The following is an 8,730-nucleotide window of genomic DNA, read 5'->3' as shown; positions in this document are numbered from 1 at the left end:
AAGGCGACGCTGACGTGGTTTGAATTTAATTTTCGAAGAGTATTAGTTATTTAGCTGACTTAGATCTGTTTTACACAGGTCTAAGTTTTTTAAAAAGCTCTATAACATCTTTCCGAAAAACTATAATTTTCTTGAAAAACATGCAAGTCTATGCTATACTACTAGTAGACTTATTTATGGAGAAAATCATGAAACGTGAGATTTTACTGGAACGAATCGATAAACTAAAACAAATCATGCCCTGGTATGTTCTGGAATACTACCAATCTAAGCTTGCTGTCCCCTATAGTTTCACAACCCTGTACGAATACCTCAAGGAATACGATCGATTTTTCAGCTGGGTTTTGGAGTCTGGTATTTCAAACGATGATAAAATGTCCGATATTCCTTTATCAGTTTTGGAAAATATGTCTAAGAAAGACATGGAATCCTTTATCCTTTATCTACGTGAACGTCCCTTGCTGAATGCTAATACAACCAAACAAGGTGTTTCTCAGACAACCATCAATCGGACTTTGTCAGCACTTTCTAGTCTTTACAAGTATCTGACTGAGGAGGTTGAAAACGACCAGGGCGAACCTTATTTCTATCGTAATGTAATGAAGAAAGTTTCAACTAAGAAAAAGAAAGAGACACTTGCTGCTAGAGCTGAAAACATCAAGCAAAAGCTCTTTCTAGGTGATGAAACAGAAGGTTTTCTAACTTATATTGACCAAGAGTACCCACAACAGCTCTCTAATCGAGCTCTCTCATCATTCAACAAAAATAAAGAACGTGATTTGGCCATTATTGCCCTTCTCTTGGCGTCTGGTGTCCGCTTATCTGAAGCTGTTAATCTGGATCTAAGAGATCTCAATCTAAAAATGATGGTTATCGATGTCACTAGAAAAGGTGGCAAACGTGACTCTGTCAATGTCGCTGCCTTTGCCAAACCTTATCTAGAAAATTATCTCGCCATTCGAAATCAACGCTATAAAACGGAAAAGACAGACACAGCTCTCTTTTTGACACTCTATCGAGGTGTCCCCAATCGTATTGACGCTTCCAGCGTTGAGAAAATGGTTGCTAAATACTCAGAGGATTTTAAAGTCCGTGTAACACCCCATAAACTGCGCCATACGCTAGCAACTAGACTCTATGATGCCACTAAATCGCAAGTTTTGGTCAGCCACCAACTAGGACATGCCAGCACACAAGTCACTGACCTCTATACCCATATCGTCAATGATGAACAAAAAAATGCCTTGGATAGTTTATGATTTTACGTAATATAACTTATGTAAAATATTTATCAAAAAAAGAAGCTGCTAAAATAAGCAACTTCTTTTTCTTTATATCTGATACCAGTAAAGTAACGTGGAATATCAATTGTTTCTATATTTTTGAAGTTCTCGTCTACCTACTACTAATTAAAATAATGCAGATAAGGAAGGATATTTTTGCTTATAGGAATTCTAAAAATCAAGCTTTTCTGGATTCAAATCTCTTCATAATCACAGTTAGACGCCAACGGTAGAGAACCCCACTCACGATTAAACTAATAATCAAACCAATCCAGTAAGAATAAGCTCCAAAATCTGTTAGAGAGTCGAATACCATAGCTACTGGGAGTGTCACCCCCCAGTAACCAACCAAACCAAGGTAAAAAGGAATAACGGTATCCTTATACCCCCGTAAAATTCCCTGAAGCGGTGCCGCAAAGGTATCTGCTAACTGGAAGAAAAGACTATAAGTCAAAAATCGCGCTGTCAAATCGATGAATTCTGGGTCGTTACCATAAAGACTGGCCACATTTCCTCTAAAAATGTAAAGGAAAGATAAGGTGAAGGCCGCAAAAATAAGGGCTGTCCATCTTCCTAGACCAATATAGGTTTTCGCATCATCAAATCGTTTGGCTCCTACTTCATAGGAAACGACAATAGCCATAGCAGATGAGATACTCATAGGAAAGGCGTACATGAGACTTGAAAAGTTCATTGCTGACTGGTGACTAGCAATAATCAAGGATGAGAACTTAGCCATAATCAAGCCAACCACGGAAAAGATAGCTACTTCTGCAAAGACAGTTCCCCCAATAGGCAGACCTAAGCGAACTCCTTCCTTGATTTTATCCATATTAAGCGGAATACGTTTCTCAAGGTGTAAGGCTTTGAGCTTCTCCTGTTTAAATAAAACCAGAACAGAAATTCCAAGCAAAACCCAATAAGCCAAGGAAGTACCTAAACCAGCACCAGCACCTCCCAGCTCTGGAACTCCAAAGGCACCGTAAATCAAGAGATAGTTAAATCCACTATTGAGAGGAAGTAACAAAAGCATGAGGTACATAGACAGTTTGGTCAACCCCAGCGAATCCAGCAAGGAACGAATGACACTAAAGAGCAACAAAGGGATAATTCCGATAGATAAAAACCAAAGATAGCGAACCGCTACTGCCGCCACTGGTGCTTCTAGTCCGATATGATTCAAGATTGGTGGTGCCAAGAAAAGTACCATCCCCAGCAAGACCACAGATAGGCCCAAGGACAAATAGATGAACTGGTAAAAATCAGATGCAACTTCTTCCTTTTTTCCTCGTCCAAGATGGTGACCAATGATGGGCACCAGGGCTGACACAATGCCTGTTAGGAATGTAAAGAAAGGATTCCAGATACTGGTTGCCATAGACACACCAGCCAAGTCCATAGTATTGTATTGACCTGTCATTGCAGTGTCAACAAAAGAGGCAGAATAATTGGCAAATTGGTAGATCAGGATTGGGAAAAATATCTTTAAAAATAATACTAACTTCTCTCGTAAACACTTTGTCTTATACATACTTCTCTTTCTATTCTGATTTATCTAAACCAAAGAGTTTCAGACCATAGTTTTTCAAACTTAGCGGAGGGTTATTAGATTTTGAAGTAGTATGCCAACACGCACATGTACGACAATAATAGCTTCTAACTAAACCTCCATTATCATATTGAACCGCATGGTCAGCTTTTTCTTTAGTTTCATATTGAATTTTAGAACGATTAGATGCGGGACAGTAAATTCCGCTATTAGATTTTGCTTGTCTCTCCCTACGTTTTCGAAAATAATTCATATTCCAACTCCTATCAAGCTTGATAGACGATTTGTCCCTTACAGATGGTATATTTAACCTGCCCTTTTAAGGTTTCACCGATGAATGGTGAATTGGCTGCTTTCGAAGCAAAATGGGAGTCCACAAGGCGGTCAGCCTTAGCATCAAAAATAGTGATGTCCGCTGGACCATTCTCAGCCAAGTAACCTGCTTCAAAGTTGTAAAGCTTGGCTGGGTTGTAGGTCATCTTTTCGAGTAATTCCATCAAACTTAACTCACCGGCTTTGACCAAATAGGTCAAGCCGAGAGACAGGGATGTTTCTAAGCCAGTCATACCAGATGGCGCTTTGGTAATATCCTCAACATTTTTTTCATCCGCATGGTGAGGCGCGTGGTCTGTCGCAATAACTGAGATAACGCCAGATTTGAGTCCTTCAATAACGGCACAGCGGTCTGATTCCAAACGAAGAGGTGGATTCATTTTGGCATTGCTTCCTTGTGTCAAAAGGAGCGCTTCGGTCTTAGAAAAATGCTGTGGCGCTACTTCTGCTGTGACTTGCGCACCTAGTCCTTGAGCAAACTCCACTACTTTAACACTTTCTTCCTTCGACAAATGTTGGATATGAACATGAGCCTTTGTTGCATAGGCAATCATGACATCACGCGCCATCATAGCATACTCAGCTACCCCAGTTGCACCACAGATATGGAAATGTTCTTTAGCAATATTTTCATTAAAGCCAAGAACACCGTTCAAACCTGGATCTTCCTCATGGAGACTAATAAAGGTATTAAGCTTTTTGGCTTCTTCCATGGCTTCCTTGACAACTTTACTACTTTCAAGTGGAATACCGTCATCAGAGAAACCAACCGCACCTGCTTCTAAGAGTGCTTTAAAGTCAGTCAAATCTTGACCATTAAAGTTTTTAGTAATGGTCGCAACCGTCTTAACATGAATCTTTTCCTTGGTAGCTGACTGGAGAACTTCTTGCAAGGTTTCTACGTCTGAAATGGTTGGACTAGTATTAGCCATCATGACGACAGTTGTAAAACCACCTGCAGCAGCTGCTAGGGCACCAGTATGAATATCTTCCTTGTGGGTTTGACCGGGTTCACGGAAATGAACATGAATATCGACCAAGCCAGGAGCAACTACTAGACCACTAGCATCTATGATTTCTGCTCCTTTTTCCGTAATCTCAGACTCAATTTCGACAATTTTCCCATCTTGAACTAAGACATCACACACTTGATCCAAACCAGACTTAGGATCCATTACACGACCATTTTTGATTAGTAGCATCTGCTTTCTCCTTTATTCATAGAAATCAACTTGGGTATCCAACAATTTATCCCCATCATAAACAAACTTGGCTGAAAAGAAGGGTTTATCTTCTAAAAGCCACCCAACAAAGGTATGGTCACCTTCCCAAGTCGGCTTACTCAAAACCTCTTTATAGGGAACCCATTCTAACGTTCCCTCGTTGCAGTCAATCAAATCGCCCTCAAACTCTGTCACCTTAAAAACATAGGTGTACCAGTCTAAATCTGGCGTAAATTCAGGAAAAGTGATGACACCTTTTAGAACTGGCTTGGCTTTGAGCCCTGTTTCTTCGAGGATTTCACGCGCCGCGCACTCCTGAGGGGTCTCTCCTCGCTCTAGCTTACCACCCACACCAATCCATTTCCCTTCATGGACATCATTGGGTTTCTTATTACGGTGGAGCATAAGCAGTTCTTTCCCGTTATCAATGTAGCAAATCGTCGCTAACTGAGGCATATTTTCTCCTTATCTAAGCCAATCGATTGGCTCTTGTCCTGTCTCTTTTAAGAATGTATTTGCCTTGGAAAAAGGCTTGGAACCCCAAAATCCTCTGTAAACAGATAACGGACTGGGATGGGCTGATTCGATAATCAAGTGATGAGGATTGGTAACCAAGGCCTTCTTCTTGCGTGCATAAGCTCCCCAGAGTACAAAAACGACTGGTCTATTTAGTTGATTGACCACCTGAATCACAGCATCAGTAAAAGGCTCCCATATCTGACCAGCATGACCATTGGCCTGTCCAGCAGGAACCGTCAAACAAGCATTAAGAAGCAAGACTCCTTGCTCAGCCCACGCTGTCAAATCATGAGATTTCTTGACCCCGATATCATCTGACAATTCTTTCAAGATATTTTGCAAGGATGGTGGAGCTGGAATAGAGTCAGGTACAGAAAAACTCAAGCCCTGCGCTTGACCTGGCCCGTGATAGGGATCCTGTCCCAGAATCACCACCTTAACGTCTTCAAGTGGTGTTGTCAAGAGAGCCTGAAAAACCTTTTCCTTGGGTGGATAAATAGTCCCCTGAGAATATACACGCTCCATAAACTGATTGATTTTACCAAAATAACCCTTAGGTAATTGTCCCTTAATCAAATCATGCCAAGACGAGTGTTCCATAGCCAACTCCTTCATTTTTACTGCCTCTATTATAGCAAAAAGTGGCTATCTAAACCACTTTTTACAGTTTATCTAAATAATCCAGCAAGCCTTGGTAAGAATGGACTTCGTAAGTCGGCTGGGCTTGTGTGTGATTTTCAACGCGATGAGGGTTGTACCAGATAGTGTCAATCCCCGCATTATTGCCACCTTGAATGTCGGCGGTTAGGGAATCTCCAATCATCAGCGTCTTTTCTTTGATAAAACCTGCAATCTGTTGGCCAATTTTTTCATAAAAGAGAGCATCTGGCTTTTGTGTTTGCAATTGTTCAGAGATAAAGACTTGATTGAAATAAGGTGCCAGACCAGATTGAGCCAAGCGCCCTGTCTGAATGGCTGTAATGCCATTTGTCGCAGCATATAGCTCATAATCTCGCTCGATGAGGTTGTCTAAGAGTTCATGAGCTCCTGAAATCGTTTGTCCCTGTTGTGCGAGGTAAAATTGGTAACGTTGGGCTAGAAAACTACCATCTTTTTCCTGTCCAAAATGAGAAAATAAACGAGAAAAGCGCGTGTTAACCAGCTCTTGTTTACTGATTTTCTTTTGCTCTAAGTCCTTCCAGAGAGCCTTGTTCATAGGAACATAATAGTCTTTATAAGCCTGAATATCTGTAACCCCTTCTTCTTTTAGAAGTTGCGTCAAAGCCACATCTTCAGCATCATCAAAATCAAGCAAAGTGTGGTCAAGGTCGAAAAGTAGAAATTTGTAGGACAATTTGAGGTTTTCCTTTCTAAGATAAACAACTTTCACTTCAGCCAGTTGTTTAATGTAAAAACTTAAAAGTGGTATAGTATCACAAAGAATAATCGTTCCAATTGATTAACTAATCCATACTATTCTAGTCAAGTTTATTTTTATTATAGAAAAATCTTCTATAAATTCGAGCAATAGTTAAAATAAATACGGAGACTACCCCTATAATAGTTAAGGCTAATTTTCCTACCCCTATTTCAGCATTTATTATGTAAGTGTGAAATAAAGGTGCTAGACCTAGCAAAACATATAAGATGTAGAAAGCTAATTTTATCTCTCCAATACCAGCAATAAAATGTTTCATTTTAAATATCCCAATTTTACCTTTCATCTTTATAATCCACTAACAAATCTATTGACTTCTCATTTTTTTGAATAATCTTGACAACAAATTTACTCCACTTAATGCTACTAAGACTTCAATGGGTAAAAAATAGTAATCCCATATCAAATGAGAAATCAGCAATGTTAGAAATAGTATACAGTCAATATAACTATTCTGAAAATACTCTGTAATTACATAATACAGAAATACCAGAACCATCAAAATTAAAACAACCATCATAATACTATTATCCTGTCCTTCTCACTAACGCTATTTCCAAAATTTAATTTTTTTATGACTTAGTAACGCAATTCCAACTAGCAATACACCTAATATAAATAAAAGTATTTCCCAAAATTTATTCTCAGTTTTAATAAAAGGTATAAGATACATACTAACCAATATGGAACTTACTCCTAAAAGAGCAAATATTAGTCTAACTTTATCACTTAGTCGAATCATCTTCTATCCTCATAAAATAAGTAAGTGCTCCATTCAGTGCAACGTTTCTCCAAAAAGAAAGCAATCCCTTGTGTAGAGATGATACTTCATTAAGAGACACATCTCTTCTTACTCAATAGCAACATAATTATTTGGTGATACGAGTTTCATAAGATTTCTCCTCTTTAACGTTGCATGGTTAGGATAGTTTCCTAACAGGTAATCGTCAACTTTGTTTATAGTACTTTGTTACCTAGATAAGATATCCTTTCTCTACCTGATTTGATTTTAAAGAGAACTAAGATTTAACCATATCTATCTCACTTCTTATTTTTAAATAATTCATACTCTTTTTCTCTGATAAAGGGAAGTGAGAAATTAGAAAAAATTAGTAGAATTGAAAATAGGTATCCATCTTTTTGCATTGCTAAAACATAGCCTAAAAATATATAGACAATCAAATCTAGTACAAAAAGAGAAAATATCCTCCTTTTCATTACCTTACTTGTCTTAAAGATTCTGTTTAATAGAATCTTTATCGTAGTATCTACACAAATTTTTATCAAAAAGATAAGAGTCAATACACGATTAGCAACTGTACCATGAAGAATAAATGGAAATATAGTTAATATAAAACTAGAAATCTCTAAATATTTTATCCGAGGAGATTGAGACATCTTACTTTTAAACTGACTGATTTTCCTATACTCACTAGCTAATCTAGTATCAAAATCTTTACCAATTTTATTAAAGATTAAAAACTCCAGGATAAAAATACTGATTAATACGATATAAGTAGAAACCTTTCCTGGGAAATATTTATTGATTAAAATCGGGAAACTCATTAACAGAATCGAATTTATGGCTAGACAGATAGATACTATTTTATTTTTCACTGAATATATAGGGAGCGATACTATCGAATAGAGAAACGCTAAAAAAATAAGCAAGAAATACTCTGTGCTGTTCATTAGCGGCGCCCTTAATGATAAAAATAGATAGGCACCCCACACGATGATATGCGCTTTACGAATTGACTCTAGATTACTCATCTACCTACTCCTATAATATGTAAAGGGAATCCATTTTTAGTTTACATTCTCTTTCAAACAAGTCATATTTTGCAAGTGAAAATATAATTGTTATTTGCAGTATCCAAAAATCTATCCCTCTTCTAGACCTAAACCAAGTCAGATTAAAGATACAAATATAATGATAAGACTTTCTCTTACTTTAGACTACCATAAAACAAGGAAGCTTTCAACAAAATTCATTGGCAAACTGCTATCCTAGAAGATTGTTAGTAAAAATCGTCCTGAATAGAACAATCCTATCTATCGAACACCCTGACTTCATAAATATCTATGCAATTCTAGACCTAGAATTACTATAAACTAAATGTTTTCGTACTCTTCTAAGCAATTGATTGCCTTAAATTTTAATTTTTGAAGAATTCTAAAGCTAGAATAGTCCCATCACAATCAGTTTTGATTGATTCACAATTTAGAAACACTATAGCTTTACTCCTGTTAAAATAAAAAGGAACTGCACAAAGCAATCCTTTTCTGATTTTGAAATTATTTACTTATACTCTTCGAAAATCAAATTCAAACCACGTCAGCTTCACCTTGCCGTACTCAAGTACAGCCTGTGGCTAGCTTCCT

The 8,730-nt window shown here is 37.7% G+C and carries 11 protein-coding genes; 1 reads left to right on the top strand and 10 read right to left on the bottom strand.

Annotation, left to right across the window (positions count from 1 at the left end; translation table 11 throughout):
- The first annotated feature begins 188 nt into the window (after positions 1–188).
- Positions 189–1,259 carry a tyrosine recombinase XerS gene (gene xerS / locus HT721_RS09345; protein ID WP_173212615.1) on the top strand — a complete coding sequence of 357 codons (1,071 nt, stop codon included), beginning with the start codon at positions 189–191 and terminating at the stop codon, positions 1,257–1,259.
- Positions 1,260–1,461: 202 nt separating this feature from the next.
- On the opposite strand, the gene pdrM is transcribed toward xerS, so the two are convergent.
- From pdrM to HT721_RS09305, 10 genes are all read right to left on the bottom strand, one after another.
- The gene (gene pdrM, locus HT721_RS09340) at positions 1,462–2,814 is read right to left on the bottom strand and encodes a sodium-coupled multidrug efflux MATE transporter PdrM (protein ID WP_173229648.1); all 1,353 of its coding nucleotides are present in this window, start codon (positions 2,812–2,814) and stop codon (positions 1,462–1,464) included.
- A 10-nt stretch (positions 2,815–2,824) separates the two neighbouring features.
- A complete protein-coding gene (locus tag HT721_RS09335; protein ID WP_001863992.1) occupies positions 2,825–3,085 on the bottom strand; it encodes a hypothetical protein in 261 nt (86 codons plus the stop codon).
- A gap of 13 nt (positions 3,086–3,098) precedes the next feature.
- Entirely contained in the window at positions 3,099–4,367 is a 1,269-nt protein-coding gene (locus HT721_RS09330; RefSeq protein WP_173212611.1) for a dihydroorotase, read from the bottom strand.
- A 12-nt stretch (positions 4,368–4,379) separates the two neighbouring features.
- The gene (locus HT721_RS09325) at positions 4,380–4,844 is read right to left on the bottom strand and encodes an 8-oxo-dGTP diphosphatase (protein WP_173212609.1); all 465 of its coding nucleotides are present in this window, start codon (positions 4,842–4,844) and stop codon (positions 4,380–4,382) included.
- A 9-nt stretch (positions 4,845–4,853) separates the two neighbouring features.
- Positions 4,854–5,507, bottom strand: a complete 654-nt coding sequence (locus tag HT721_RS09320) for a uracil-DNA glycosylase (RefSeq protein ID WP_173212607.1) — start codon at positions 5,505–5,507, stop codon at positions 4,854–4,856.
- Positions 5,508–5,568: 61 nt separating this feature from the next.
- Positions 5,569–6,261 carry a YjjG family noncanonical pyrimidine nucleotidase gene (locus tag HT721_RS09315; RefSeq protein WP_173229646.1) on the bottom strand — a complete coding sequence of 231 codons (693 nt, stop codon included), beginning with the start codon at positions 6,259–6,261 and terminating at the stop codon, positions 5,569–5,571.
- Between the two features lie 124 nt (positions 6,262–6,385).
- The gene (locus HT721_RS09310; protein WP_173212672.1) at positions 6,386–6,604 is read right to left on the bottom strand and encodes a hypothetical protein; all 219 of its coding nucleotides are present in this window, start codon (positions 6,602–6,604) and stop codon (positions 6,386–6,388) included.
- 48 nt (positions 6,605–6,652) lie between these two features.
- A complete protein-coding gene (locus HT721_RS11220; protein ID WP_240149566.1) occupies positions 6,653–6,865 on the bottom strand; it encodes a hypothetical protein in 213 nt (70 codons plus the stop codon).
- Between the two features lie 30 nt (positions 6,866–6,895).
- Positions 6,896–7,087: a hypothetical protein gene (locus HT721_RS11410; protein ID WP_345890088.1), complete on the bottom strand. Its 192-nt coding sequence runs from the start codon at positions 7,085–7,087 to the stop codon at positions 6,896–6,898.
- Positions 7,088–7,386: 299 nt separating this feature from the next.
- Entirely contained in the window at positions 7,387–8,118 is a 732-nt protein-coding gene (locus HT721_RS09305; RefSeq protein ID WP_173212605.1) for a hypothetical protein, read from the bottom strand.
- Positions 8,119–8,730 lie beyond the last annotated feature (612 nt).

The organism is Streptococcus sp. 4094 (genome assembly GCF_013277125.1).
Taxonomy (GTDB): Bacteria; Bacillota; Bacilli; order Lactobacillales; family Streptococcaceae; genus Streptococcus.
This window is presented reverse-complemented; position numbering and strand designations above follow the sequence as displayed.

Excerpts from the sequence above, each read along its gene's own strand:
- HT721_RS11410 (WP_345890088.1), bottom strand. The coding sequence starts at position 7,087 with ATGATTCGACTAAGTGATAAAGTTAGACTAATATTTGCTCTTTTAGGA.
- HT721_RS09325 (WP_173212609.1), bottom strand. The coding sequence starts at position 4,844 with ATGCCTCAGTTAGCGACGATTTGCTACATTGATAACGGGAAAGAACTG.
- HT721_RS09330 (WP_173212611.1), bottom strand. The coding sequence starts at position 4,367 with ATGCTACTAATCAAAAATGGTCGTGTAATGGATCCTAAGTCTGGTTTG.
- HT721_RS09335 (WP_001863992.1), bottom strand. The coding sequence starts at position 3,085 with ATGAATTATTTTCGAAAACGTAGGGAGAGACAAGCAAAATCTAATAGC.
- xerS (WP_173212615.1), top strand. The coding sequence starts at position 189 with ATGAAACGTGAGATTTTACTGGAACGAATCGATAAACTAAAACAAATC.
- HT721_RS09305 (WP_173212605.1), bottom strand. The coding sequence starts at position 8,118 with ATGAGTAATCTAGAGTCAATTCGTAAAGCGCATATCATCGTGTGGGGT.
- HT721_RS11220 (WP_240149566.1), bottom strand. The coding sequence starts at position 6,865 with ATGATGGTTGTTTTAATTTTGATGGTTCTGGTATTTCTGTATTATGTA.
- HT721_RS09310 (WP_173212672.1), bottom strand. The coding sequence starts at position 6,604 with ATGAAACATTTTATTGCTGGTATTGGAGAGATAAAATTAGCTTTCTAC.
- HT721_RS09320 (WP_173212607.1), bottom strand. The coding sequence starts at position 5,507 with ATGGAACACTCGTCTTGGCATGATTTGATTAAGGGACAATTACCTAAG.
- pdrM (WP_173229648.1), bottom strand. The coding sequence starts at position 2,814 with ATGTATAAGACAAAGTGTTTACGAGAGAAGTTAGTATTATTTTTAAAG.